The 25,539-nt window shown below is 56.9% G+C and carries 21 protein-coding genes and 1 pseudogene; 10 read left to right on the plus strand and 12 right to left on the minus strand.

Annotated features, from left to right (window positions below; genetic code table 11):
• Positions 1-27: 27 nt before the first annotated feature.
• Entirely contained in the window at positions 28-2,853 is a 2,826-nt protein-coding gene (locus E4631_RS23775) for a TonB-dependent receptor (RefSeq protein ID WP_133656696.1), read from the minus strand.
• A 299-nt stretch (positions 2,854-3,152) separates the two neighbouring features.
• Here E4631_RS23775 and E4631_RS23780 point away from each other — a divergent pair, with 299 nt between their 5' ends.
• Positions 3,153-3,614: a DUF2004 domain-containing protein gene (locus E4631_RS23780; protein WP_166648005.1), complete on the plus strand. Its 462-nt coding sequence runs from the start codon at positions 3,153-3,155 to the stop codon at positions 3,612-3,614.
• 498 nt (positions 3,615-4,112) lie between these two features.
• On the opposite strand, the gene E4631_RS23785 is transcribed toward E4631_RS23780, so the two are convergent.
• From E4631_RS23785 to E4631_RS23810, 6 genes are all read right to left on the minus strand, one after another.
• On the minus strand, positions 4,113-5,024 hold the full coding sequence (locus tag E4631_RS23785; protein WP_133656694.1) for a TIGR01777 family oxidoreductase: 912 nt from the start codon (positions 5,022-5,024) through the stop codon (positions 4,113-4,115).
• A gap of 308 nt (positions 5,025-5,332) precedes the next feature.
• Complete coding sequence (locus tag E4631_RS23790; RefSeq protein ID WP_205704304.1) at positions 5,333-5,953, minus strand: DUF1295 domain-containing protein; 621 nt, start codon at positions 5,951-5,953, stop codon at positions 5,333-5,335.
• A gap of 769 nt (positions 5,954-6,722) precedes the next feature.
• Entirely contained in the window at positions 6,723-7,304 is a 582-nt protein-coding gene (locus tag E4631_RS23795; protein WP_133656693.1) for a Crp/Fnr family transcriptional regulator, read from the minus strand.
• 249 nt (positions 7,305-7,553) lie between these two features.
• Positions 7,554-8,309, minus strand: a complete 756-nt coding sequence (locus E4631_RS23800) for an alpha/beta hydrolase (protein WP_205704305.1) — start codon at positions 8,307-8,309, stop codon at positions 7,554-7,556.
• 311 nt (positions 8,310-8,620) lie between these two features.
• Positions 8,621-8,839, minus strand: coding sequence for a hypothetical protein (locus E4631_RS23805; protein WP_133656691.1), 219 nt, complete (start codon positions 8,837-8,839; stop codon positions 8,621-8,623).
• A gap of 105 nt (positions 8,840-8,944) precedes the next feature.
• Positions 8,945-9,670 (minus strand): recombinase family protein, encoded by a 726-nt coding sequence (locus E4631_RS23810; protein WP_133656690.1) that lies wholly within the window; start codon positions 9,668-9,670, stop codon positions 8,945-8,947.
• A 262-nt stretch (positions 9,671-9,932) separates the two neighbouring features.
• Between E4631_RS23810 and E4631_RS23815 the strand changes: the two genes are divergently transcribed.
• On the plus strand, positions 9,933-10,679 hold the full coding sequence (locus E4631_RS23815) for a TlpA disulfide reductase family protein (RefSeq protein WP_133656689.1): 747 nt from the start codon (positions 9,933-9,935) through the stop codon (positions 10,677-10,679).
• A gap of 286 nt (positions 10,680-10,965) precedes the next feature.
• Entirely contained in the window at positions 10,966-11,415 is a 450-nt protein-coding gene (locus E4631_RS23820; RefSeq protein WP_133656688.1) for a hypothetical protein, read from the plus strand.
• 294 nt (positions 11,416-11,709) lie between these two features.
• Here the strand turns inward: E4631_RS23820 and E4631_RS23825 are convergent, their stop codons facing one another.
• The 3 genes from E4631_RS23825 to E4631_RS23835 all read right to left on the minus strand — a co-directional run bounded on the left by E4631_RS23825 (position 11,710) and on the right by E4631_RS23835 (position 15,972).
• Positions 11,710-12,228, minus strand: coding sequence for an ATP-binding protein (locus E4631_RS23825; RefSeq protein WP_133656687.1), 519 nt, complete (start codon positions 12,226-12,228; stop codon positions 11,710-11,712).
• Positions 12,229-12,553: 325 nt separating this feature from the next.
• Entirely contained in the window at positions 12,554-14,689 is a 2,136-nt protein-coding gene (locus E4631_RS23830; RefSeq protein WP_133656686.1) for a gliding motility-associated C-terminal domain-containing protein, read from the minus strand.
• A gap of 146 nt (positions 14,690-14,835) precedes the next feature.
• Positions 14,836-15,972 carry a replication initiation protein gene (locus E4631_RS23835; RefSeq protein ID WP_133656685.1) on the minus strand — a complete coding sequence of 379 codons (1,137 nt, stop codon included), beginning with the start codon at positions 15,970-15,972 and terminating at the stop codon, positions 14,836-14,838.
• Between the two features lie 455 nt (positions 15,973-16,427).
• Here E4631_RS23835 and E4631_RS27130 point away from each other — a divergent pair.
• From E4631_RS27130 to E4631_RS23845, 3 genes and pseudogenes are all read left to right on the plus strand, one after another.
• Positions 16,428-16,697, plus strand: a pseudogene (locus E4631_RS27130) (AAA family ATPase); the annotation flags it as partial.
• A 24-nt stretch (positions 16,698-16,721) separates the two neighbouring features.
• On the plus strand, positions 16,722-17,201 hold the full coding sequence (locus E4631_RS23840; protein ID WP_240735212.1) for a hypothetical protein: 480 nt from the start codon (positions 16,722-16,724) through the stop codon (positions 17,199-17,201).
• Positions 17,198-17,488 carry a hypothetical protein gene (locus E4631_RS23845; protein ID WP_133656683.1) on the plus strand — a complete coding sequence of 97 codons (291 nt, stop codon included), beginning with the start codon at positions 17,198-17,200 and terminating at the stop codon, positions 17,486-17,488. Before E4631_RS23840 ends, E4631_RS23845 begins: the two co-directional genes overlap by 4 nt.
• 335 nt (positions 17,489-17,823) lie before the next feature.
• Here the strand turns inward: E4631_RS23845 and E4631_RS23850 are convergent, their stop codons facing one another.
• Complete coding sequence (locus E4631_RS23850; RefSeq protein ID WP_133656682.1) at positions 17,824-19,344, minus strand: TonB family protein; 1,521 nt, start codon at positions 19,342-19,344, stop codon at positions 17,824-17,826.
• Between the two features lie 606 nt (positions 19,345-19,950).
• Between E4631_RS23850 and E4631_RS23855 the strand changes: the two genes are divergently transcribed.
• From E4631_RS23855 to E4631_RS23870, 4 genes are all read left to right on the plus strand, one after another.
• On the plus strand, positions 19,951-20,409 hold the full coding sequence (locus E4631_RS23855; protein WP_133656681.1) for a hypothetical protein: 459 nt from the start codon (positions 19,951-19,953) through the stop codon (positions 20,407-20,409).
• 255 nt (positions 20,410-20,664) lie between these two features.
• A complete protein-coding gene (locus E4631_RS23860; RefSeq protein WP_133656680.1) occupies positions 20,665-21,345 on the plus strand; it encodes a hypothetical protein in 681 nt (226 codons plus the stop codon).
• Positions 21,346-21,610: 265 nt separating this feature from the next.
• Complete coding sequence (locus tag E4631_RS23865) at positions 21,611-24,268, plus strand: T9SS type A sorting domain-containing protein (RefSeq protein WP_166648003.1); 2,658 nt, start codon at positions 21,611-21,613, stop codon at positions 24,266-24,268.
• A gap of 224 nt (positions 24,269-24,492) precedes the next feature.
• Entirely contained in the window at positions 24,493-24,813 is a 321-nt protein-coding gene (locus E4631_RS23870; RefSeq protein WP_133656678.1) for an immunity 53 family protein, read from the plus strand.
• 177 nt (positions 24,814-24,990) lie between these two features.
• Here the strand turns inward: E4631_RS23870 and E4631_RS23875 are convergent, their stop codons facing one another.
• On the minus strand, positions 24,991-25,323 hold the full coding sequence (locus tag E4631_RS23875) for a hypothetical protein (protein ID WP_133656677.1): 333 nt from the start codon (positions 25,321-25,323) through the stop codon (positions 24,991-24,993).
• Between the last annotated feature and the right edge of the window lie 216 nt (positions 25,324-25,539).

The raw sequence follows: 25,539 nt of genomic DNA on the forward strand, positions 1-25,539 counted from the left end.
GACGACGGTAAAAAGGGGGGTAGGGGCCTAGTTGAGGCGGTAGCGCAGGCCCAGCAGGTAGGTGCGGTAGTACACGTCGCGCTGCACCAGGAAATTCTGGCTGGCGCTCTGCTCGGGCAGGCTGAGCGTACCGCCCGTAGGGGATTGCAGCACTTCCAGCACGGTGGGCGTATTGAGCAGGTTGGTGACTTTGACGAAGGCCGTCAGGTGCGGGTGCAGGCGCTTCTCGGCCGAAAAGTCAAGCTGGGTGGTGGCCCGCTGCCACTGGTCAAGGTCTTTGTAGGGTGACACCACGGCGATGCGCCGGCCCGTGTACACGGCCGCCACCTGGGCATTGAAACCCTGGGCCTCGCTGCGGTAGAGCAGCGTGAGGTTACCAATGTGGTTGCTCTGGCCTTGCAGCGGGCGAGTCTGGGTGGGGGGGGTAGGAAACTCGGCGGTGGGCTGGCCCACGTCGGCCGTGGTGAGCGAGCCGTCGGCGGCGCGGTAGTACACGCGCTTGGTGGTCGTGATGGACGAGTGCGTGTAGGTGTAGTTGCCGGTCAGGCCCCAGTTGTGGAGGTACTTGATAAACTGCAGCTCGGCGCCAAAATTGGTGGCCGTGCCGGCCGGGTTGGTGGGCGTGTAGTAGAACGTGTTGTTGCTGACCTGCGCGAAGGTATACTCGATGGCGTTGTCGATGCGCTTGTAGAACACGCCCGTCAGCAGCTGCGAGTTGGCCGGCCCGTAGTGCTCAAAGCGCAGGTCCAGGTTGTGGGCCTGGGTGTGCTTGAGGTAGGGGTTGCCCGACTGCAGGATGTCATTGTCGGTATCGTAGCTGGAGGTGGCGGGCACTAGCTCAAACAGCGCGGGTCGGCTGATGCTCTTGAAGTACGACAGGCGCAGGTTCTGGTGCTCGCTGAGCAGGTACTTGGCGTGCACGCTGGGCAGCACGTCGAGGTAGCTGATGGTGCCGCTGCGGCCCACCACCGTGGCCGGGGCCTGCGAGTCGTAGTGTTGGTTGGTGTTTTCCACGCGCACCCCGCCCAGTAGCTGCAGGCGCTCAGCCAGCAGCAGCTTGGCCTGCACGTAGGCATCGGTGATGCGCTCGGTGGCCGTGTAGTTGTTGCCGTCGGTGGTTTTGGGCTGGCCGTCGAAGGTGTTGTTGAACGTGAACCGGGCCTGGTCGTAGGTGGTGAGCGGCTGGCGGTTGTTGGTGCCGGTGCCGGTGGTAGCCGCGGTCAGGTTATAGTAGTCGTAGAAATTGCTGCGGTCCTTGTTGCGCAGCAGCCCGCCGGCCATCAGCTCCAGGTTGGTAGTGGCGTGGTAGGTCAGGTTGGCGTAGCCGGCCACATCCTGGTCGAGGCTGCGCTGCCAGAGGTGGCTGCTCGACTGCACGAAGGTGCCCTGCTGGGTATTGGCCGCCGTGGCCCGCACGGTGCCGATGCTCGTCAGGTCGGGGGTGGCGTAGGTGGCCCGGCCGTACACCGCCGACCAGTTGAAGTGCAGCCGCGTGCCCAGGTCATGGTCGCCTTGCAGGGTTTCGGACCAAATCTGCTGGCGCTGAAACCGCGAGCGCTCGGTAGTAGGCACGTCGCCGCCAATGCCCAGGTCGTTCGACACTAGGTGGCGGTGCTGGGTGTCGTCGAGGCGCGTCCACAGCGAGTACAGGCCAATGCGGTGGCGGGCATTGGGCACAAAGTCGAGCTTGGCATGCAAACCCAGGCGGTTTTGCAGGGTCGAAAATTCCAGGCGCTGCACCTCGTCAAAGGTGAACGTATTGGCCGGCTCGGGCTTGGGCTGGCCCAGCGGGTGGTAGTAGAGGCGGTCCGAGCCGCGGTAGGTGTTTTGCAGGCTGCCCGCCACCAGCAGGCCCAGCTTGCCATCCTTGGTGCGGTTGCCCAGGGTCAGGTTAAAGAGGGAGTTAACCGGCGCCTTCTGGCTGCTGTAGTTCAGCTGCTGGCTGGCAAAGTCGCCGGGCTGGGCCACATAGCCGGCGGGGTGCGTCTCGCCCGGCGACTGCGGCGCCAGCCCGCCGCTGCTGAAGCCCGCGTAGGGCCGCTGGCCAAAGATGTCGCTGTAGCCGCCCGCGGCCGTGGCCACCGCCACCAGGTGGTCGGGGGCCGATTTCATCACCAGGTTCAGGGCCCCGCCGATGGCGTCGCCTTCCATGCTGGGGGTAAGGGCTTTCACTACTTCGAGGCGCTCCAGCAGCTCGGCCGGGAAGATGTCGAGCGGCGCGTAGCGGTTTTTGGGGTCGGGGCTCGGAATCTTGACCCCGTTCACCAGCGTGTAGTTGTAGCGCGGGTCGATGCCCCGGATGATGGCGTACTGCCCGTCGCCGCTGGAATTGCGCACGATAGACACCCCCGAGGCGCGCTGCACCACGTTGCCCACCGTCACGTCGGGCGACAGCTCAATGGCCTTGGCCGAGATGATATTCAGCACGTTATCGGCCTTTTGCTCCGAGCGCCGCACGCTGGCATCCGACTCGCGGTCGGCCTGCCCGGTCACGGTCACTTCCTTCAGCTCCTGGCCGCTGGCCGCCAGCCGAAAGCTGAGGGTGGCCGTTTGGCCCGGCGCGAGCGTTAGCGTCTGCGTCTGCGGGGCGTAGCCCAGGTTGCGGACCTGCACCACCAGCGGGCCCGGCGCCAGGCCCCGCAGCTGAAACGTGCCGTCAAGCCCGGTGGCTACCCCCTGCTGCGTGGCCGGTACCACCACGGTGGCCCCAATTAGCACCTCGCCCGTCGCGGTGGCGTACACTGTGCCGCGCAGGGTTGCCAGGCCTCCGGCGCGCTGGGCGGCCGCTCCTTGGCTAAACAGCCCAAAGAAGAGGAGGAAAAAAGCAGTTCGAACGTAGTAAACTTGCAGCATTAGCAGATGAAATAGCACTGCAAAATTACCGGTCGATTACAGCCTTTTTCTTTACTTCATTGATAAAACATTAATTGATAATCAAGGCGTTACATGAGTAATTTAGAGGAAATATTAACGCAACAAACCCGTAATTTAGCGGTAGCCTGGGTGTAATATGGCCATAGTAAGCATCGTTTCAAGCTACTCGCCGGGGGCAGCTGACCCACGAAAATCAAGTGCCGGAGAGCGAAAAAAGGTTCGCCCGCCGCGGGTGAGGTAGTCGGGTAGAAATGGACACGGAGAAAGTTACTTTCTCCGTGTCCATTTCTACCCGACTACCTCATGACTTGACAGTTAACCTGGACCCAAACTTTCAAAACAAAACCATCGGTCTAGAGACCATCCGCACCATTCAAGTCTTCTTGAATAACCTGGCGTGGTGGGATGGGCACAACCACGCCGCGCAAGAACAATACTTTACCGCAGACAGGGAAATAGCCGATTACATCGCCTTTTATTTTGACGAACTTGACGAACTTGACGAAGCGGAGATCTCTGCGCTACTGCCTGTAATGACGTCACCCGCCGTCCGAGCATTTCGACTGCTGAGAGAAATGAAATCAATCAGGGTTGGCCTTCATCCCGACGGCAAGGACGACACGCAACAGTTTGCCACCTTTGATTATTCTATCTACTTGGCGGGAGAGCCGTGCAACAACTTGCTGGTGGTCAACACCGACGAGCAAGGGAAAGTGGACTACATCTCCTGGGAAAGTTAAGCGGTGCCCCATACGGGCCATAGACAGCACAGGCTCATAGGATGGAGCTAGCCCAACCCTCAACCACTACTTGCCGAAGAAATCCATCACACCCTTCCAGAAAACGCTCGTTTGTTGGAGGGTAGGGCAGGACACCTAGATGAGCTAGAAACGCGGGTTTTTTGGGATGTTTTAGACCCTCATCGTTAGCGTAGCAGCATATTTGCTATTTCTGCTCCATTATCTATTCAGGTACGCACAAGGGCTCCAGGAAACGGTGGTTTTGCGACCTCGACTAGGACCTGGCCCGCGGCTAGGGGCAGCACGTCGGCCGTGTCGAAGGCAAAATTGGTCGACTGCGGCAGTCCCACGGGGCGCGAAGCCAGCGTCACGCAGGTGTCGGCGTGAATCAGGGGTAAGGAATTTAGGGGAGCGGAAGAAACTTGGGGAAAACCGGGCGGAGATAAACGCCGCGCCCGCCGCCAGGCCGGGAAGTTCGTGGTTCGCGGCTGGGGTGGCTCAGGCCTCGCCGTACAGCGCCCGCAAGGCTTCGCGCAGCACCGGGTACTCAAACGCAAAGCCTTGAGCCAGCGCCTTTTCCGCGCTCACGCGCTGGCCGCCCAGCGCGAGTTGGCTCTTTTCGCCCATTGCCAGCCGGAGCACGCAGGCGGGGGTGTGGGGCAGCCATAGCGGCCGGTGCAGCACGGCGGCCAGCACTTCGGTGAAGGCTTCGTTGGTGGCGGGGTAGGGGGCCACGGCGTTGTAAGGGCCGTGCCAGGCCGCGTCGGTGAGCATCGCAACGAGCAGGCGGCAGAGGTCGTCGAGGTGAATCCAGGATAGCCACTGCCGGCCGCTGCCCAGCGGGGCCCCGAACTCCCGCTGCACGGGGCGGGCCAGCGCCGACAAGATCCCGCTCTGGGTGCTGAGCACGAGGCCGATGCGGGGCAGCACTAGGCGGATGCCCGGCAGTGCCAGGCCCTCCGCGGCCCGTTCGCGCTGCTGGGCCATGCCGGTCAGGAAATCAGTGGGCGCGGGCAGGGGCGCGGTTTCGGCCACGAGCCGGTCACCGGGGTCGCCGTAGACTTCGATGGACGAGGCCGAGAGCACGGTGCGCACGCGGTGGCCGGGCCGGGCCAGCTCGCGGCGCAGCAGGGCCACGCTGCCCAGGCGGCTGGCCAGCAGCTCTTGCTTGCGGGCCGCCGTCCAGCGGCCGACGCTCACGCTGGCCCCGGCCAGGTTCACCACGGCGTCGGCGAAGGGCACGGCGGCCGGGTCGAGGGTGCCGGCCGCCAAGTCCCACCGAAAGGTGCGGTAGGGAACACCAGCGGCCACCCCGCGGCTCAGCCACGCCACCGTGTGGCCGGCGGCGGTAAGCAGCTCCGAGAGGCGGGTGCCCACGAGGCCCGTGCCGCCGGTGATGAGGACATTCATAAAAAAATGCTTATAAGTGCGGTTGAAATGACCGGCTAATTCGCGCGCTGGGAGCAAGAGTCGTTGCGCAGCGCGGGGGCGAGTAGCGCGGCCTATTCCTAGGCTACGAAGTGCCCGCCCCGGCCTACCTCGTTCCAGTAGCATAGGCTTGGCTTATGGGCTGCTCGCCGTCGCCTTCTGTTGGGGGCGATGCAGGGCGCTGGTCAATGCCTGCGACCCCTGAGGTCCTTACCGTACTTCTTGGTCCGGTTACTAAGGCAACCCCAACGACGTCCCAATTCCGTGCGGTAGCTGAACCAGCTCATTTTTTAAAAGAGCTTGGGCAACACTTTGCCTGTCCGGCCTTTATACTGCGCAAACCCTTGGTGCCGGGCCAGCGAACGGTCCTTGCTGCCCATGTTAATAAAAAAATAAATTGTCCACCCGGCCAGTACCAGTACTGGCAGCCAGTGCCAGGAAACAAGGGCGAATGCTCCGTAGATTAGAATCTCCCCCAGGTAGTTGGGGTTGCGGGTGCGCGCAAATAGCCCGTCTTCAATTAGTCCTTTTCGCAAACGTAGCGTAAAGTATTTTTGCGCATCGCTCACATAATGCAAGAAGATACCCAGGGTATAGAGAAGCGGGGCGACGGCGAACACCCAAGCGGGCAGAACAGTATGCTGGGAAATCAGCAGATAAGGCGCCAGGTAATAACTGGCGAGGGGGATGAAAGGAGTTAGGATTCCCATCCAAACGGGTAGTTCCTGCGCAAAGCGCTTGTCAGGATACACGTTTTGCTTGATGAGCCAGAGCACGGCGTACGTACCATGGAGACCCAGGTATAAAAAAGCCGCCGCGCTCCAGTTATGGTAGGACCACATGAGCCACAGCACCAGTGGCGAAACCAGTATTTTGTGCAGGTTGATTACGGCATTAACAGTTACTTTCACGGTAGTTTAGGAATAATTACATTTTAGGGATACCAGTAGTGAGCGCCATTAGGGTGCTCATGGGGCCTTTGCCCCTGACACAGGGTCGGTGCTGCCAGCGGGGCCAGCCCCTGGCAGCATTGGCCTATCAGGGGTTCATGAACTACCAGCAGGAACCGCGATAGCGCTACGGCGACGAGGCCCACAATCGCCGCTGGGGGCTTCGCCTTGACAGCCTATCGCTCAGCCGATAAGGCGCTGGAAGGCCCCCTCTCATCACCACACCAGCTATGACGATTCTGGCGCTGCTTAGGGCCTGCAAACGTCCGTAATGCAGCTGGTCTCAACGCCTTCCCCATTTGCGTGGCGCCTTTCCCAGCTGTAACTACGACAAGGGGAGACTGGGCGCGGCCACTTTTTTCTCGTCTGGCATCCATCCTACGCGCCGCGTCCACAACGCTGGTAGTGCAGCGCTGCCGAAGTGTCCCCTACCCGCGAGGCACCAGTCCAGGCATATTGGGCCGTTGTGTATACCACTGCCGGCATAAATAAGCCTTACTGACGACAGCCGGTGGATGGGGTACTTTAGTTACCCGTTTTCACTGCCTTTGGTCGAATTCATTTGCTGGCGCCGTCAGTACGGGAATGTTCACAAACCCATAGTTTTACTCTACGATACCCCCAATCTCCTTACAAAGCAGGGGCGCATACTTTCTGTGTTTTGGTATCCTCAAAAGTACCTCTGGTAACCAGCGTACACCTGTAACCCATGTTACAAAGCGTTGCAAGGCTACAATTTTCTCCGGATGCGGCTTAAGGAAGGACGCTCAATGCCCAGATAAGAAGAAAGATGGGTAAGCGAAATGCGGTTAAACAGGCCGGGGTTTTCTTTCACGAAGTCCAGGTAACGCTGCTCCGCCGAATCAAACTGAAAGCTTTCGATTCGGTGCTGCTGCTGCTGGAGCACTTCTTCGGCGATGAGCCGGCCATTGCGTTCAAAGCCCACAAACAGGTCATACCCTTTGCTGAGATGAACGTACGGCACGGTAAGGATGGTGGTGGGTTCGAGGCACTGGAAAGAATAACGGCTGGGCCTGCCCTTCAGCAGGGAAGGGTAATCCGTTGCCCACTGCCGCTCGGCTACAAAATTGGTCGTAACATCCGCCCCCAGGTGATTTAGGTAAAAACCCCTAATTAGTCCGCTGATTAGGAAGCCCAACTGGTCAGTACGTTTGCCGGCTTCAATAAAAAACTCCTTTGGCTGCAACGCGTGCAACGTCAAGCCACTTTCAAAATAATCCCATTCCGCTTGGGTAGCCTTGGGATTGAGCTGCAAGATTGCTTCGTGGCAGATTTCAAAAGCACTTTGCATACTAACTTTTACCCTGATAGTAACGCCTGCAAAGAGACGTTATGCGCTGATACACAGAAGGAACTGGCTAGGGTTGTGGATTCCCTCAATTCGGCCAAACAGGTACGGGACCGACCTGACCGACTCCCAGCGGTAAGTTAGATAGAAAACTTTAACGGATCGCACCGCCCCAACTACGCGCTTCGGTTGCTTGTCAACGCTCAGCATTCAACCCCTTATCCATAAATTTTAACCGGCCCTAAACGCAAGTTACTCAACCGTACTATCAGTTAATAATTCATTAATTTTTTGTAACACTAGGGTAGGCTCAAGCTTCATCGCCTGCAAATGCTCTCCAGAATATTTAAAAAATACTTTCGGTTTTAGGGCATTATTATATACCAACTCGCCTTCCTTTAGTGGTACTTGGGTATCCAGTGGACTATGGATAAAAAGCTTAGGTATGCTACTGATTGTTTTAATGTCTTCTTTAGCGGAGTAAGGAGAGGGAACGAATATTTTTATAATTATCCGTTGCGCAGCAGGCGCTTGGTCAACGGCAATGTCGGTAAAAGAGCTAATCGTTCCGTCCAGGATCAAAGCTGAAATTTTATCCGGGTTGTCCTTGGTTAGATGGACAGCTTCTTGCGTGCCAATGGAAGCCCCGTAGACGATAATTTTTGTATTCTTTACCTCCGAACGTTGCAGCAGATAGTTTAATACCCGCTGTCCGTCAGAGGCAATATTTAAATGAGTTGGTTTACCGGTGGATTTTCCATAACCTCTGAAATCAATCATAAATACTTGATAACCATCATTAACAAGTGGCCGAACCATATACAAATAGGTAGAAATATTTCCCCCGGCTCCGTGCAAGAAAAAAATAGTGGCTTTGGGTTTAGTGCTGGGTTTAATAAAAACAGCGTTCAACCTGACAGTGTCTATGGCAATGAAAACTTCTTCGTGCCTAATACTATCTAGCGAGGGCGAAATTTTACTGGATGGAAAGTAAAATTTATCGTCCATCGGCGGTTGTGAACAGCATGACAATAAGGTGATAATCGATAAAAACAAGCAGATCCTTGTTAGAATTTTTTGCATGAATCGCATATAAATTACTCTAAACAATAACCGCTGTTCCGCAAAGAATTTGCTTTGAAAGCTAACCTAATGTGCTATATTTTTGTTCTTTCTTTTAATTTATTACCCAATTACAAGAACACTTGAATTAATTCGATTAAGTATGCTACTAGTAAAAATCCATAATATCTAAAATAAGGAAGAAATTTCTTTCTCTAATATGATTTATTAGAGAAATAGCATTAGTATTTCAGCATTTATTTGTGAGATTTCTCGCTGCTATTGATAATCAATTTATCAATTGTTAATGTGCCTATCTTTAAATTTTTGATGGCGGCACGCTTAATAGCCAAAGTGCTTATAGCTAAAGCTCCAATCGCAATGGCTCCTACAGCTAAGGCACCAATTGCAATAGCTCCTACAGCTGCTACATTCTTTTTATTCTTGATTGAAGAATTTTTTAATATACTTTCCATTTTTTTTCGACAATTTATCGTTTTGTAATTCTTAACCATCTTTGGTTTATACAACTAAAGACCAGTACGTTGTCGTTACTGAAGCGCTACCTTACCCGGAGCGCGTTAGCTCGCTGCTACGGGTAAGGTAGCGCTCGCGCGATCAAGCAAGCGCTGGACCTGCTTTTGGGAGAAAGCCCCACCCCTCCTCGCGGTAAAGCCGAGCGCGTTCAACTCCCCCGCGATGGTCTCACAACTCAGCCCCTGCGCCCGCCGGGCCAGAATCAGCGCCGTCGCCTGCCGGATGCCCCCATGCTCGCGCGCATTGCGCTGCCGCGCCTCCAGCCCCAACTGCCGCGCGTCCTCCGTGAGATTGGCCGGCGTGCCCAGTTGCGCGCCCCGCGCCTTCTTGGCTTTTAGGGCATCCTTGGTGCGCTGGGAGATGGTTTCGCGCTCGTGCTGGGCGATGACGGCGAAGAGGCCCACGGTAAGCGTATTGGCGTCGGGCATGTCGCAGCACGCAAACTGCACCCCCGAGTCACGCAAGGCCAGGATAAAGCCCGCATTCCTGGACAGCCGATCCAACTTCGCAATCAGCAGCACCCCGCCCGCGGCCCGGGCCGCGGCAATGGCCGCCAGCAGCTGGGGCCGCTGGTTCTTCTTGCCACTCTCGACTTCCACGTACTCCCCCACCGGCGCGGCCCCCTGCAGGAAACTACCCACCGCTGCCCGTTGCGCCTCCAGGCCCAAACCAGAGTTGCCTTGCTTTTGGGTAGAGACGCGGTAGTAGGCGAAGTAGGCGGGCACGGGGTGAAATCGACGAGTTTCGACGAAGATAGGTGGGAAAGACATTACTTAAACGGTCGTTTACAAAATGTCTTTTCGCGCTTCGCTGCGCGTTCGAGTAAAATCTGCTCACCCTTTTAGAAGGGCAACAGCAGTAGACAAGTTGGCGCAGCGGCCGGCTGTGCGGGAGGCAACAGGAGCCGCGCCGGTCTCAAGCCCTAGCGCCAAGACCTGATCGCTTAGGCCGCGGCACTAATCAGCATTGCCCGGCAACCCACAAACATTTGCCTTGTTAAGAGCTTATTGATTAGTGCTTTTCTATCCTCTCATGAAGCCAAAGCGGTCAGCTCAATCCCTTGGATTACTTGCCCTGTTGCTCGGGGGCACTCAGGCCCACGGCCAAGTGGTGCGCTACCGTAGTGTTGACGGGAGCAGTCCCAAACTGTGGACGGCAGCGCAAGTCGATACGTTCCGCCAAGTGATGAATCGGCGCGGCCGCCCGGCCGGAATCGCGTTTGAGGTCGTGATCCGCAGGACCATCACCCGGCCGGACACGGTTATCCAGGAGTACTCGTTGCTCGGCACGCATACGCCCGCTGCCTTACAGGCGCGCCAACAGGGCTTAGACGGCTTTATCGGTCAGCCGCTGCCCGCCTTTGCCTTGCCCGATGTGCAGGGCAAGCTGGTGGACTCGCATCACCTGTTAGGCAAGCCAGTTGTGCTGAACCTGTGGTTCACCACGTGTGGACCGTGTATCGCGGAAATGCCGACGCTGAATCGCATTCAACGGGAAAAAGCTGCGACGGGGATTGTCTTCCTGGCCATGACGTTTGACAATTCGGAGAAAGTGCGGGCTTTTCTGCACAAGCAGCCCTTCACCTATCGGCAGCTAGCCGGCGCCCAGCAGTATTGCAGCCAGTTTGCCACGGGGTATCCGGTGACTTTCTTCGTGGGGCGTGATGGCCTGATTAAAAAAGTGTTGGGCGGCCTGGCGGTGGCGACGAACCCGCACACTCAGCCGCCAAGTAGCGCTGACGACCAAGCGTTCTATGCGGCGCTTAAGCAAATCGAGTAGCTGTCCGCTGGGTACCTGTCACGCTTTCGAATGGTTCGTTTAAAAAAGGTGACACGCCCCGCGGTCAACTATTTTCGGTTATCTGCCCGGTTCAATCAACCGAGTCCCTTGTTAACTAAACGCCTTCTTATCGGGTCCTTGCTGCCGCACGTCTTCGCAAAGCGCCTCGCGCAACCTTACTTTCGCCCGGTGACGGCCAGCGAGCTACTCGCCAGGGAGAGGGCCCCTATTCAGGGAAAAAAGGACCTTCACCTAACCCACACTACCTGGTGCGCAACTTGTTGCGATGAAACCACTTATAGCCTTGCTAGGGTGCTTCCTCACGCTGGCCGCCCACGCCCAAGCGCCTGCCCGTACCGTCCAGTCGGATAGTGCCATCCACGTCACTGTGCTCCAGCAGGGCCGCTATTCGCATCTAGTCTATACCGTCAACCAGGAACCGCTCACTGGCGCCACGCTGAAGGTGCTCTTGAATCGGTATCCACCCGCTGCAGCGGAACTGCGCAGGGGCCGGACCCAGATGCGCTGGGGGCTGGCGCTGCTTCCCGTGATGGTGGCGGCCTTCTTAGTGAGCAAGCACCAGGCCGACCAGGAAAGCGGGCCGGGGTCGGCGTTCAGCAAAGCGCCCGTTCCCGTTTCCATCCTGTTAGGGGCCTTTGGCGGCTATGGGTACCTGATGCTCAGTAGTAACCATTATGGCAAGGCCATTGAAATCTACAATCAGCGCTTTCACTAACGCGGCCGCGTCCACTGATGGCCTCGGTTAAAAGTTTGGTGCGGAAGTTAAACGAATTGCTTCCCAACGTAGCATTTACGCTGTGAAATACCGCATGCTGAGGTTGCTAGGGCTGTTTGTTCAGTTACAGCTCCCTATAACTGAACAACCTAGTTTCGCAGAACCTCACTAGCATTCCTCCTCTGAAAGAGTCAAGTTAATTCAACTAACTTGTTCAGTAATCAAAGTTCAAAAAAGCCCTCCTACTAGTTGAAAAAACTGTACTTTCTTCCAATCAAGCTGCCGAAAGCGCCCCTACTCGGACTGGTTCAAAAAAGTGTTTACCTGGTCGAGGACCTCTGGAATAGAGGCTAGTGAGTCAACGAGCAGTTCTCCTGACTCCAGTGTAATGTTAAGTTCTCCGTAGTGTTGTTTGAGCCCTGTGAAATCGGTAATAAGCTGGTTAGGTAGCGGATTCAGGGCGCGCTGATTGAAGCGAGCTGCCCACACCCTCTCTTGGCTACAATGCACGACGACGGAATAGAGGGTCGTGGTATGCGCGGCACACCACGCCCGAAGTCGCCGGATATCCGCGGTCGTCTGGAATGGGTAGTCGAGAATAAAAGTGCATTCCTGTTGACTGTTAGCCGCCAATGTCGCATACAAACACGTGTAAGCTATCTGACCTAATTGTGACTGATCAAGTAGAATGTTTGCTAAAGCATCATGGATACTATCCTTGCTTAAGAGCGGATAATTGGTTTGGGCTGCCAAAGCGGTTGATAAAGTGGTTTTGCCAGTGCCAGGCCTACCCCGGAAAAGAATGAGTTTCATTTTTTTAGTATGCTAATGGCTATACTATCCACTGCAATTATTAGCTACCACTAGGAGACACACGAAGCTACTCAACAGCTAAAGCAACGAAGCTTTGGCTGTATCAATTAATATTTGGACCAAACTTTTAACCAAGGCCAACACCCCGAAGTAAAGCGTTGCTAATAGACGGCGCAGTGAGGCCAAAACCGCCCCAATTATAGAATTTGTCTGGTAACGTTTTTTATGTAAAACGCTTCAGCTATAGGAGGGGTATTCGTTATAACGGAGCGGAAAATGGCGGGAAGCAGCTCGCTAGCTCCCGGAATCTGCCGGCAGTGAGCCCCTATTTTACTACTTCCACCCAGCCCCGCAGTTGACGCGGCGTACCCTGGACGTAGGTGAGCTGGTAATAATATACTCCGCTCGGCAATCCTTCGGCGCCCCACTGATTGTCGTAGCTGGCCTGCGCATACACTTGCTGTCCCCAACGGGAGTAAATTTTTACGCTCCAGTCGCGGGGGTTCACTCCCCCCAACACCCACGTGTCATTGGCTCCGTCCCCATTGGGGGTAATGATGTTGGGGACGTGTGCGCCGCAATCTGGCGCCAAGTCGACCCGTCGGGTCAACTGCCGGGTAACACAGTTATCCGGGGCGGACACTTGCACGGTATAGGTGCCCGGCGAGTGCACCGCAAACGTGGCCCCGGTGCTGCCATCGGGCCACTGGTAGCGCACGCCGGGCTGCGGGCTACGTAAGCGCAGCACGACGGGTGCAGCAAAGCACGCGGCCGTATCAGGGCCTAGGGCCAGCTGGTCCGCGGAGAAAGGGGTGACCACTACCGTATCGCGGCGCGTACACCCCAGGGGCGAGGTGATGTCCACCCAGTAAACGCCCGGCGCGGTAACGGATCGGACGGGAACACTGGCCCCATCTTGCCAGCGGAAGCTCACGCCGGGGGGCTGAGCAGTCGGCGTCAAAATGACCGCTAGCCCGCACAGTACCCGGAACCGGGGATAGGTCGGAACGGGGGGGCCGCCGAGGACCACACGCCGTTCGGCGGTTAGCGGGAACGGGGCCCCCGGCCACGTGCTCTGCAGGCGGACAGTGTACACGCCCGGGGCCGAAAAGGTGTGCGCCGCCGCGGCGCCGCTGGCCGTGTTGGGCAGCCCCGTGGGATCGCCAAAGTCCCACGCAAAGCTTGCCCCAGCAGGCGCCGGCGTGAGGCTGGCGGCAAACTGCACACGGGCGCCGACGCACGCCGGCGTCACCTGGAATCCTAAGGCTGGTCCCCCGCGGCTGGCCCGGGGAACGACGACCGCATTGGGCAGGCCCCATACCACCGCGGCGGGGCTGGTAAAGCGCACGGCATCAACCTGCACCCCGCACCCGGCCCCGCGCACGTCAGGGAACTCGATGGCATCCAGCGCATTGCGGCCCGGCGCGGCGAGGTACAGCCGCCCATCGGGCCCGCTCTGCAGCGCCCACCGACCGATGCTGGTGCCGGTGTCCTGGCCAAAGGCGAGGGTTTGCTGGGTGCCACTCCCCAAATCGTACTGCACTAAGTCGTACCCGGACGCGTATAGCAGGTCGCTGGAAGGCGAAAAAGCTACGCCATAGGCCGACAAATTCCCGCGGCTCGGCGGCAGCGTTCGCGCGTTGGACACGCGCCCGGTCTGCGTGTCAAAATCAAACACTTCCACTCCGGCGTTGTACTGCGTGAGGGCCAGCCGCCGCCCATCGGGGGAAACGGCCATGCAGCCAATGGCATTATAGAACTGGGCCGGGTCGCTACCGCCTTGATGAATCGTCCCCGTAAAGCTGGTGGCCACGGGCGCGGCCGACACGCCGGCGGGCGAGACGAGAAAGGCCAGGAACGCATTGGTTTGCCACCCGTGCACCACCACCCACGTATCGCGGCCATTGGCGTGGCGCACCGCTACCAGTTTCTCGGTCACGGGGCTGCTAAGAGTGGGAGTGGGCAGGCGCAGGCCTTTGCGCAGCACTTGGCCGCGTCCACTTTGGGCGCTCATGTCCACCAGGGCCACTTGCAAGCCATTGCGCAGCTCGTTTTCTACGGCGTCCACTCCGAACAAAAAATACTGACTGGGGTTGGCTGGATGCGGCACAATGAGGGCGCCTTGCGTGGCCGAGTTTGGCGGCACTCCCCCTCCCGTGAATCCACCCAGGTCGGTCCCATTGGTCAACGGCTGGTGAAACCGGTTCCATGCGGTAATGCCGTTGGTGTAGAATTGGAGGGTTCCGGTGGCATCGGCTAGTGAGGCACACGCCTCCCGCGATTCTAAGGCCCCGTCAAGCAGTGGAACCGGCCAGCCCGTGGCAAAGCTGAGTCCCGCGTGCTGCCCGAAATACCAAACCTCATTTTCCCGCTGGGCAAAGGCCAGCAAGCCGGTCCCGAAATAGAACAGCCCCGCCCATAGCCACCCCCGCAAAATGACCCCGCCCTGAAATGGTTTCATCCAGCTAACCTAGTTATGTGTAGGATTACTAAATGTAGGCAGCTAACGCTGTCCCCCCGCCTAACTAGTTGCGTACTGCGTAGTCTATAATAGTATAACGGCTATAAGGTACGCGAAAGACTATTTTATACCCATCTGATTAGTAGTTAGTTAGTTGCCCAAATAGCTGGAAATGTGCTCTTCAAGAGCGCCATCGTCGCGGCCGCTACATTCTCGCCCGGTTTGGCTTTTGTTTCGAAGTCGCGGAGGACGGGGTAGGTTTCTTTTAGCAGTTTAGTGAGCTGCTCCTCCCCTACTACCACGGCGAGCACTTTCTTGATTTGGGCCTGTGTCAGCTTCAGCTTCTGTAGCCGCGTTTGCACCTTCTGCTGCAGGTCGGAGAACTGCGCTATCGGCTTGGGCACTTCGAGTTGCTTGAGCTTTGCCACAGTAGGTTCGGCTTTCTGTTTGCGGCCGATGTCAAACCTAACGCTATCGACGGCCCGACCCTTTCGGTTCTCTGAAAACGTTATCTTGAAATCAAGGCCGTTTAGTTCCTCTATGCTGGGTTGCAAGATGCGGTTGCGAAAGTCGGTATACCGCTCGTAATTGTCGCGCACCGTTAGCTCTCGTAGCCGCTCCACCGTCACCGTCACGGGCGACTTGAACTCCCACGACTTCATCAGCCAGTACATCTTGTGCGAGGCGGCAGTTTGTAGCTCCATCAGCTCGGCCACGTCGCCCACGGCAAAGTTGTTGCTCAGCTTCGTGAGGTACGGCAGCGCCAGCGGCGTGAAGAAGCCCACCACCACGTCGTTGGTAGAGTCAAGCGCCATGCCCTGAACGAGGTTAATAGTCTGCATGTCCTTCTTAGCGTTAGGTACTGGCAGCTCAATCTGAAGGGTCATGTAGCGTTTGAGCGCCTGTTGGAGCAACTCGTAGTTCCGCCCGCCGCGGCCACCTGGCATCAGTTCTTCAATAGGAATGGTGATGCCAGGGGTATTCTCGTCCGTCTTGTGCAGGCACCGCAGCATCAGTACGAACAACCGTGCCTCCAGTAGCGTGGCTGGCCAGTACGTTTCCACCAGCAGGTTCGATTGCGCTACAGTTAGATTTTTCTTAGATACAACCGCCTCCTGCGCCAAGGCATCTTTCGGGGCCTTCGCGCGCAGCACAGCCTCGTAAGCCACTTCCTGGGTAGTGTAGGTGCCCAACGTTTTAGTCTTACCGTTTTGGGTTAAGCGGGCTTTCCATCGGCCGGTGGACTTATCGAATGAGGTGCCAGGGCACTTATTAGCAATCATGCTGCTTGCTGTGTAGTATGCGGCAAGATAGCACTTAAATCAGAACTGTCCTCATGGACTTTTGTCGCACGAAACTGTCCACTAGTGGACTTTTGTCGCACGAAACCTGTCCACTAGTGGACTTTTGTCGCACGAAACTGTCCACTGGTGGACTTTTGTCGCACGAAACTTGTCTTTTCATGGACTTTTGTCGCACAAAAGGCTCGTATATATTTGACAATCAGTACGTTTGGCGGCCTTCTAATAGTTTATTAATAGTAAAAACTAATAAGAAATGAATAGGACAAAATTCTTCATTTTTTTGTCTTTTTTTTCTCAGGTCAGTTACTAGCTCAGTCGATTCAAACGCTAGGCTTCGCACACTAGGGGGGCGGGCCGATTCGCGATCCTACTAGTCAAATTCAGTTTGTATTGCTTTCGGGCTAGCTAGACTAGCATCTGATTATCCGAGCAAAATGCAGGCGACTGGGAAGCCCGTTTGTATCCGATTTCGATGTACATTTGGGTGCGCGGTAGTACCACTACACGTTTATGATGCATCTACAATAGATGCACTTATACATCCATTTTTAGTATATAACTCTGTGATCTACACCGTATCTGGTATCAAGGGTGGCTCCGGCCGAAGTACTACCGCAGCCAACCTATTCGTATTCCTGGAAAAGCAAGGTCGAAAGGTATTGGCCTGTGACGCCGACGAGCAGCAGTCCTTTTCGTACTTCATGGAGGTGCGTCAGGTGTTACCACCGTTGCAAGTTTTCGGCGAGGACCTGCTCAAGAAACTCAAGCCGCTCATAGGGCAGTACGACGATATTGTCATCGACTGCGGTGGCCGGGATTCTGCCTCTCAGCGTGCGGCTCTGACGCTGGCCGACGCGAGCCTGATACCAGTCGCGCCCCGCGCCACCGACCGTTGGACCCTCAACGCCGTGTACGAACTGCTAGACAAAGCCCAGGGGTTCAACACCAAGCTCCAGGCCTTCCTGTTCTTCTCGCGCACCGATCATCGAGGTATGAATGGTAGCGCCGTGGGCGAGGCTTCCGACTACCTCCGGCCCGATACCGCTTGGTGCCGGTTTGTGCCGCTGCCCATCGGCAACCGCGTCGCCTACGATAAGGCAATGGGGTGGGGGCAGTCGGTGCTAGAGTACCAACCCACCGACCCCAAGGCCATCGCCGAGATAACGTCGTTGTTCACCCATGTCCAGCAAGCCATAACCAAGAAATGAAGAAGCCCGTCGCACCCAAGCCCGCCTCGCTACAGCCGAAAGAATCCGTTGAGGACTTCGTGAGAAAAGGAGGCAAGCCGACCGCTGAGGCCACGCCCATCGAGCCAAAGGCTGACGAGGAAAGCTACAAGGCCTTCTCGCTCCGCTTGGAGCCGTCGCTGCTGAAAGAACTACAGGCCATTCGTGACAGCCGGCCGAAACTCAAGCCGCAGTCCATCCACAGTTTCGTAATCGAAGCCATCCTAGTGGCTGTCGCTAAAGAGAAGAAAAAGCACATCCAAAAGTAGATGCATCTTAGATGCAAAAAAGAGTCTAATAATACATCCACAAGTACATCTAAAACCAGCTCTAATTCGGGTTGGTTTTTTTGTGCCTAAATTTGAATAGGCGTGCTTTTCATTCTGTCAGTGTGGAGCTAGTTCGTTAGTTATAATAGGTTTATACGTGAGATAGAATGCGATAAAGGAGCGTTTTTTGGAAGGGATATTTTTAGCGTGGCATCGCCTTCGGTCCATTTTGTGCCCTACCTGCGGCTTGAACCCTGCGCGGAGTGCGGCTGCAAAAGCCGAGCAGTGGTCGGGAGCAGGTGCGGGCTGGGTTTACCCCCCCCCTGCGAGCGAGGCTATTCCACTTGGAGGTGGCCTGTCACCAGCCGGCTCGCCTGGCTCACCTCGACTACGTACGTGCCCTTGGGCAAGTCGGCCACGGAGAACGTGAACTCCCGCGTACTGGCCACGGAGCCCGTGAACTGGCGCAGCAGTTGGCCGGTCGTCGCGTGCCGCACGAACACAGTCGCTTCCCCCGGCTCCAGCCCTGGGGCGTGCAGCGCCACCATGGTCGAGGCGGGATTCGGGTAGATGCTCAGCCTACTCGCTGAATCGGCTGGCGAGGCGACTACTACTTTGGCGTAGGCGAACTGCTGCACCCGGTACGTGGGGGTGAGACGGCGTACGGCCACCACGCACCGCGTGGGATAGCCCGCCGCATTGTAGGTATACGTATTGGTCTGATACGGCCGGCCGTTTTGTTGTTTGCTGACGACATTGTGCGGACCTTGATGTTCGAACTGGTTCTGGTACCAATACTCCATGAACAGCCCTTGGAAGGGATTCGGCGCCGTGTCATAGGCAAACGTGTACGTAAAGGGGTGGGCCAACGTCTGCTGCGCGTAGGTATAGAGCTGCGACTGCGTGAGGGTGTGGTCGGGCGCCACCTGATAGCTGAGCCGGTACGCGACGCGGGAGCTGTCGAGTCCCGCCGTGCGCACCACCAGGCTCAGCGCGGCCGGCCTAGCCGGGGTCGGCGGCAGGTCTTGGAGCCGCGTTTGGGCGAGCACTTTCCAGGCCGTCTGCTGGTACACCGCATGCGTAAACTCCTGTAACTGGCCGGCCGCGGAATAGCTAAACACATACTGGAGCTGGGCATTGCCTTCGCGCGCTAGCTGCCCATCCGGCCGGTACGTATAGCGGCGTTGGTTGGAGTGAAGGGGCCGCCCATTCACCAGGTAGGTATAGGTGTGCGTGGCCGGCCGGCCAAAGTAGTCATAGGTAAAGGTATGCAGCTCCACCGTGCTGGTCTGGGTAGCGGGCACGTAAGTCGAGTCGCGAAAGCTCACGAGCTTGTCTACGACTGGATGACGAGCAGGGTCCGGGGCCAGGGGCTGGACGGGGCCGGCGGGCAGGGCCTGTACCGTCGGCCGCCCCGCGAGGTTGCCAGTGGGGGCCAGAATGTGAAAGACTAAGGGGCAAGTCAACGTATCACGAACCGGTTGCCCCTGGCGCCGGGCCGGCCGAAAGGGGCCCAGCCGTTGGACGGCTCGGACGACCCCCTCGTTGAGCAAGACGGAGGGGGAGGACACGATCCGGATGTCATCCACCACCCCGGTGGGCTCCACGGTAAAGGCCACGCGGACGGTGCCGCTTACCTGGGCGCGCAACGCGGCCACGGGATAGCGCACGGCGTGCTGCAGGTCCTGGAGCAGGTGCTCCTTGCCGCGGGCATACTGCGCCGGCTGGTAGTCGCGGGCGGCCGCGGCGGGCTCCTTGGGGGAAAGGAGGGGCGAAGGAGCCGGCCGCTCTTGCGCCCACAGAGCACAAGGCCACGCACTCGCGACGAGTAGCAGCGGAGAAAGTAGGAGGCGCATACGGATAGGTAGGGGGGAAAAGGCACGACAAGATAACGTCGGCCAGGTGCCCTGACTACTTGCCGGTCAAGAAGTTGGCTAGCTCAGGCGAGAGCCCAGCGGGGGGAGCCTGGCGGAACGGGTTGGGAGGCCCACCAACCAGTAGGGGAGCGTTGTTAGGAAGGATTACTGCCGCTTGAGAAATACTACCAGTTGCCGTAAACTAAATAAGCCCCAATACAGCGGAAACTTGAGCAACGTATAGGCCATCGTAAAGGCATCGAACGTTTCTGCCGACTTAGGGGCATAGCATCGGAATTCGAGCTCGATGGATAAGAGCGGCAGGAGAAGGCCAAAAACGAGTAGTTCACCTACATAACTTATCCTCCACGCTGGAGGGTATTTCCAGTTAACAATAGTTAGGCAACTGACAAGCAGGATAATAAAGTAATCAAAATAACTAACGACCATCTCGGCATACTTAAGGCAATGCTTGCGAAAAAGCACTCGTAAACCTACCGTTTTTCGAATGATTTTATCCCCCGCGCTAACGGCCCTGAAACCCGCGTTTCCAGAGCCGTTTTGCGAGAGGGTTTTTCGAACGCTTCTTTAATTTCAAACTACCCGATGGCAATTACGGTAACTCCTCTCTCCCGTCGGCCGTGGTGGCTGTGGCTGCTGCCGCTACTGCCAGGACTTGGGCTATGGCTGCTACTAGTTGGCGCGCACCATGACGCCCAGTTGTCGGTAGCGGCCCGGTGGGGGTGGACTGCCTGGTTACTATTTTGTATAGCAGGATTACTCTGGTCTGCCGCCGAAATGCCGATTACAGATTACGACGCAGACTACCTCTATCTGTTTAAAAAGACTGGCACTGAGCAAATTCCGCTGGCAAGCTTCTACAAGCTTCAAGAAGGTAATCGGGGCTATTGGTACCTCCATTACTATGGGGAGCAGCGCCGCAAGAAAAAGCTGACTATACGTCCCCTCGGTAAAGGAGACGATTCCAATATTCACGGCTTCCTGCAGGCCATCTGGCAGCATAATCCGCAGCTGGATATAAAATATGACTGGTGGCTTAAGTAGCCCGTCAGCTGCACGCTGCCTTACAGCCTGCTGCTTGTTGCCGGTGGTATAGTGGAATGAGGTAGCAGGGGGTTCAGAAAGCCCCTTCCCAAGCGAGTGGCTCAGAAAGTCCGTACTGAGTGCGTTTCTCGCTCGCCCTGGGGGTTGCGCCTGCGCTAAACGGGGTCTCTTCAGCTATTCCAGCCAAATAGGTTGGGACCACGATCCTATGGCACTTTTACCTATCATCTAAGGCATCTTCTATCTTCACTCCCGATGAAACCGCTCCTGTTTGCTTCCTTGCTACTCCCGGGAGTCGCTCATGCCCAGCATTCCCCTGCGCGCCTGCCATACACAGTAACTGCTAGCACTGCCGCTGCATTTGCCCAGGTACAGGCACACACGACCCCGACCAGGGTTGCCGCCGACAAGCAAGGGTTTACCCGCAGCGGCAATACGTTCGGGCTGTGCTTGACGAGTGGCCGTCACGTGCAGCTGCGCAATAAGCCGCGCCCTAAATACGAAGAGAGTGCGGCCGAACTTAGCTACTTAGGCAAGCTGCCCCGCCTGCACAAGTATGTATTGCACCTCTTGTACTATGAGGGGGCGGCTATCCTACTGGTCGACCAGAGGACGGGCGCCATCGACACCTTGCAAGGACCGCCCCTGCTAAGCCCTCAGGCCGGCTTCGTCGCGGCCACCTTTCAAGGCTACCCCTATGAGGGAGCTCCCAATGGCGTAGAGGTGTTCCAAGTGGCTGCATCGCGCTTACACCGCACGTTCACCCTTTTCCAAGAGAAATGGCTGCCCTATGAGCTGGCCTGGGTCGATGAGCACAGCTTCCTCCTCAAGTGCCTGCCCATAGCCGTGGAGGAAGCCATTGAGAGCGGCAAGCTCCCGAAAAAGACCCGGCAAAACAGCCAGCAGTTTACCTACCTGCGCATAACCATGCGCTAAGGAATGCGCGCCTTTCAGACGCCAAACAAAAGAATGTAGCGTTATGGTACGAGGCCTGTGGAAGCTTAGCCTATATTTGCCTGCTATCGCATTTTTATCCCAAAAATCATCGGTAGTGCTAGCGTAATTTATGGCTAAATCTTTACTTGTTTCACAATTGTTTCCAGAACTCTATCAACGAGTTGCGTGCGCGTTATCTGGCCTAACTTCTAGTAGCTATTGGCGACCTCATAGGAGAAAAATTTTATTTTTATCCTGCCTACTGATGACGTTTACTTCGGCTTTAGCCCAGCTACGCGACTTTCGGCTTGAGCGGAAGATTAGCGCCGCCGCCGTAGCGGGCAACCGAATGCGGCAGGATGAGGCGGGCAACCTTTATTATATAGACCAAAACCAGCCGCGTATCGTCAAGATTAACCCTGCTGGACAATTACTCGCCGCTATCGGAGCGCCTGGTCTGGCGGATGGGCAATTTGGTGTGCTCACCAGCTTTGCCGTCGACTTGCAGGGTAACGTGTTTGGGTTGGAAGGCATGAGCTTTCCCCCACGCGTACAGAAGTTTGACCCGCAGGGACGATTTATTAGTAAAATTCAGTTGCCAGATCCGCGGACTAATCCCAACGGCTATTGGCCCACGGACCTGGCGGTAGATCCGGACGGTAACCTGTACGTGCTCGATTACTGGGACGGAGTTCGCAAGTACAATCCGAACGGCAAACTGCTGCAGGTGATCGGGGCGGATGGCAGGGGCAAGGGGCCCGGTCCAGGGGAGTTCGACGCGCCACGTGGGGTGGTGCTGGATTATCGGGGCAACATCTACGTGTCAGACGGTGCAGGTAGCCGCGTACAAAAGTTCAGTCCCACTGGGCAGCTGTTACGCGAGTTCCTTTCCAGCTTTCCGCCCTCGTTCACCGGCTCCCCATCCTTGTCGCCGGGCGACGCGGGCTTAGCCGTCGATGGGGCGGGCAACGTCTACGCCAGTGTTGGCAAGAACAATTACATCACCCTGTTTGAGGGCACGAGCACGCGGCAGGTGAAGCTGGAAGGAGGTGCTAATCTCATCACCAGCAATCAACGCGGCACGCGGCTGACGTGCGGCTTTCAGGGCAGCGAGGTCCTGCGCTTTTACGTGCCCACGACCCAATTACCCGAGAACCTCATCAGCGGGAAGGTCTTTTCAGACCTCAACAACGATTGCGTGCAGCAAGCCAACGAGCCGGCGCTGCCGAATATGGTGGTGGTGGCCGAACCGGGCGGCTTTTATGGGCTGACCGATGAGAGCGGCCGCTACACGGTGGCCGTGGATACGGGGGCCTACACCGTACAGCAAGCCCTGCCCGCCCCGCAGCCGGGCCGGCTCGTGCAGCAGCTCTGCGCCAGCCCGTCGGCTATTTCCTTTCACTCCTACGGCAACGCGGTAAGTGGACCCGATTTTGGTAATCAAGTCAGCACCGCCCCTCAGCTGACGGTGAGTGTCGCCTCGAACCGACGGCGGCGTTGCTTCCGTAACACGACGGTCGTAAGCTATGCCAATAGGGGCTTTGCGGCCGCGCCGAATGCTACAGTGACGGTCGCCTTGCCGCCGGAAGTCATTTTCGTGAAGGCCGATGTGCCGCACACCCTGGACGCGGCGGGGAATTACGTATTTGAGGTGGGCGCGCTGCAGCCCTATCAGCACGGAACGATCACCATTCAGGACTCGGTAGTATGCGGCAACCCCGCCCTGCGCGGCCTCACCGTGTGCACGCACGCCTGGATTCGACCCGTTACCCCGTACCCGGCACCGTCAGGCTGGAACAGTGCGTCGCTGGTGGTCACGGGCAAGGTAGTGGGAAGCAGTCAGGTACGCTTTGTCGTGCGTAACCAGGGGAGGGGAGCTACTACGGATAGTCTGGGGCTGCGCATTTTTCAGGATGCGCAGCTGGCGCTGCTGCGCCACATTTCCCTGGCCGCGGGCGACAGCTTGGTCCTGCGCTGGCCCGCTACCAGGCCGGTGGTGCGGGTAGAAACCGACCAGCCTACTCATCACCCCTACGGTCAGCTCGCGAGTGCGACCGTGGAAGTGCCGGGGCTACGAACCACGAGCTTGCCTAGCGCCGCCATGCTGGCCATGCCGCCTAATCAGGGGCAACCGGAAGTAGCCGAAGACTGCCAGCCCATTCTCGACTCCTATGACCCCAACGATAAGCAAGTATTGCCGCAGGGGCGCACGGCCGAGCACTATACCCCTCCGACCGCAGCACTTCAGTATCAGATTCGGTTTCAGAATACGGGCAGTGACGTCGCCTACCAAGTAGTCGTAGTAGACACGTTAGCCGCCGACTTAGATATACGTACGCTGCAGATTGGGGCCGTCTCGCACCCCTACCGGCTGACCCTCTCCGGCCACCAGCGGCCGGTGCTCACCTTTACGTTCGACCACCTGCTGCTGCCGGATAGCACGCACAATCGGGCGGGCAGCACGGGCTTTGTGCAGTTTAGCATCCAGCCTAAAGCGGGTTTGCCCGCCCGTACCCGTATCGACAACCACGCCGATATTTTCTTCGACTACAACCCCGCCGTCCGGACGAACACGACGACCAATCGTCTCTACGAGGTGCCGGCCGTGGTAGACCCCACGGTGGCCCTGAGCTACCCAGCGGTGCTGGCAACCGCTCGGCCCAACCAGTTGCCCGGCCTAGAACTATGGCCCAATCCAGCGCACACCGCTACGATGGTGCACCTGCCCGCCCTAGCCGGGGTAACGCAGGCGACGCTCGTGCTCCGCGATGCCCTCGGGCGGAAAGTGCACACCGAGCTGGTGCGCATACCCGTGGGTGGCGCCGTATACGAACTACGCGTAGCGGGCTTACCCCCTGGGCTCTATCTCCTACAAGTACAAGTCGGGACAGCAACAGCAGTCCGGAAGCTAGCCGTCGAGTAGCAGCCCCTACTAGCTATGCCTTTACATAAATCTGCATATTGGACAACGGAATATTGTCACGTTTTTCAGTCCCTCGTTTGGCAACTGACTATAGCAGGCTGAGACGTTTTAAGAGGTTCGTTTAAGTAATGTGACAAGCTCGACTGTGAAGTTTACTCGCCCTTGTTAAATGAATCCCGAGGGAGCGTGTTACCCACTTTAATTCACTCTTACCTTAGCATTGGATGGAAATACTGGCTTGGCTGCAAGCATGGTATGTTGCTCGTTGCGATGGCGAATGGGAGTTTCGAGAGGGCATCAAACTGCTCTCGGTTAGCAACCCTGGCTGGAGCGTAGAAATCAATGTGTCTGATACCCCTTTGGAAGACGCTCGTATTCCGTTGACACAGTTCCACCAGTCGGCGACCGATTGGTATGGGTATTTCCTAGAAGATGCTTTGTTCGTGGGCTCTGGAGACCCTGCCAAGCTAGAAATTATTTTACAGGTATTCCGCAGTCTGATAGAAGACAGCCTTCCAGTTGCATCTAGTGCTACCGGTTCATAGTGCTAGCAAATAGGATTTTGAGCAGGGTATCGGTCAACTCCTTTTTCCGTTGATTTCTTGGAATAGTTGAGTAACATAACGTTACATCGCGGACAAACCTCGGAAAAGTGGTAGTTTTTGGCCTGCCCTGCTGCTGCACCTAGCTTAGTACTTTGGCAGGGGAAGCGCCAATTTGAGCTATACTACAAACCACCTCTCTTCAAAGTCTGTGTAGTAAATGTTGTCCCGGTCCTCGTGCAGCGGCAGGCTAATGCGTTCAGTACAGTCTTGAAAGGAAATCAAGACGCAGCCTGGTTCGCTAGCGACTTGTTCAACCTGGCGAGCAATCAGGCGGCACAACGCGTTCTTGTACTGGTCGTGCTCGTAGGCCAGCCACGTATTAGGCAGGGTTTCAACTAATGGCGTAGTGTAGGTGGTGAGCTTATAGCCATCAAATTCCAATTGCAGGTAGTCTTGCACGAAGCATACGGCGCTCAATTGCTCACCAACCAAGCGTTGAAAATCATCCATAGAGAGGAAAACGGGTGAAGTAGGATGCCTATCGCTCACTCTAACGGTCGTTTGGGTAGATGGCAAGTCATTTTACGTGTTGTAAACGACCGTTTGCAACACGTAAAAAGCCGTTGTATATACTGGCTACAGGCTGATATAGTAAGTAGTTGCCTGAAAACCAGTATTGTATAGGTAATACCTAAAGCAAATAAAATCATGGTTTGCATTAAAATA

It is taken from the genome of Hymenobacter sp. UV11 (genome assembly GCF_004684095.1).
In the GTDB taxonomy this organism is placed as follows: domain Bacteria; phylum Bacteroidota; class Bacteroidia; order Cytophagales; family Hymenobacteraceae; genus Hymenobacter.